Below are 1,194 nucleotides of genomic sequence, written 5' to 3'. Positions count from 1 at the left end.
AGGTGACCTTCGAGGGCCGGGAGGGCCCGGTGTTGGGGATCGTCACCAAGATCAACCGCAAGAGTGTGATCGTGTTGGCCGAGGATGGCACCAAGCAATACAAGGTCTCGCCGGAGTTATTGAGGCCACTACGTGACGTGAAGTAGGTCAACTACGTCGTGGAATGAACGCTTACGTGTGGGTGGAAGCGGGGTTCCCAGTCCTGCTGGATTGCCTGGGCAATCGCCTGCTGGATAAAGCGATCCAGCACCGTCGGGATACCCAGGGGGCGGGAACCGCCGTTGGCTTTAGGAATGGTGACCCGCCGAACCGGTTTGGGTCGGTAGGTCTGCTGGAGCAACTGCTGACGGATCTCCGGCCAGTGTTGGCGCAGATAATCCGGCAGTTCATCCACGGTCATGCCGTCGATGCCCGGCGCTCCCTTGTTACGTCGAACCTGTTTCAGGACGCGATTGAGATTGTCCCTGCTCAATACACGCGCCATCCACGGTGAGGGTTGAACGGAGTGCGAGTCTTCCCGATTTCCGGAAACGGGTTCATCCCCTGGTTGCTCCAGGGGCAGCGCGAGCTGCTTTGCAGATGCCATCCCGTTTCCCTGCACGGAATCTCGACTCCTGTCTCTGTTCGGGCCTTCGGTTCACGGGCGAACCTACTATGCCCTCGGCTGATTTCTGCCACGCGATCAGAGGTGATCGCTCGTCTCTCAGTGGGTCCGTCCACACGCGGCAGACCTCCCGGGGTAAGGCACAGAGCTTTCACGGCGTGAACGCCCGATTTATAAAGCACACCCCAGTCGCAGAAGGAGGGCTTCGCGGTCACGTGCCCGCTCGCCCCGGATGTACCACACCTCATATCGGGTTCCTGTTCGTCGCCCCGCCGCTTTGGATTGGGCTTCCTCCAGACCCCACCTCGCGGTGACGCCCTTGCCCTTTTCCTAGCCTTCGGCTCTGCGAACACCTGGCAGGAGGACTTTCACCCGGGCGGCGCTCCGCTCCCTAGTTCTGTGCCATGCCCGGCACACACGCCAATATTAAGCGGCCGGTTTGGAGGCGCACCGCGCCGGAAAACCGGTCCGGTGGAGGCCCGTTAGGGCTGGAACGTACTTGAATAACTTGTTAAATGTTTAGACCAGCACAATTGCTGAAACCAACCCCACCACTACCAAGATAGCCGACACCCGCATAAGCATCTTGT

General features: G+C 60.0%; 1 protein-coding gene. It reads right to left on the bottom strand.

Annotated features, from left to right (window positions below; translation table 11 throughout):
• Positions 1–151 precede the first annotated feature (151 nt).
• Positions 152–586: a reverse transcriptase family protein gene (locus tag EZI54_RS23785; protein WP_207389343.1), complete on the bottom strand. Its 435-nt coding sequence runs from the start codon at positions 584–586 to the stop codon at positions 152–154.
• Positions 587–1,194 lie beyond the last annotated feature (608 nt).

Origin of the sequence: Marinobacter halodurans (assembly GCF_004327985.1) — a bacterium.
Taxonomy (GTDB): Bacteria; Pseudomonadota; Gammaproteobacteria; order Pseudomonadales; family Oleiphilaceae; genus Marinobacter_A; species Marinobacter_A halodurans.
This window is presented reverse-complemented; position numbering and strand designations above follow the sequence as displayed.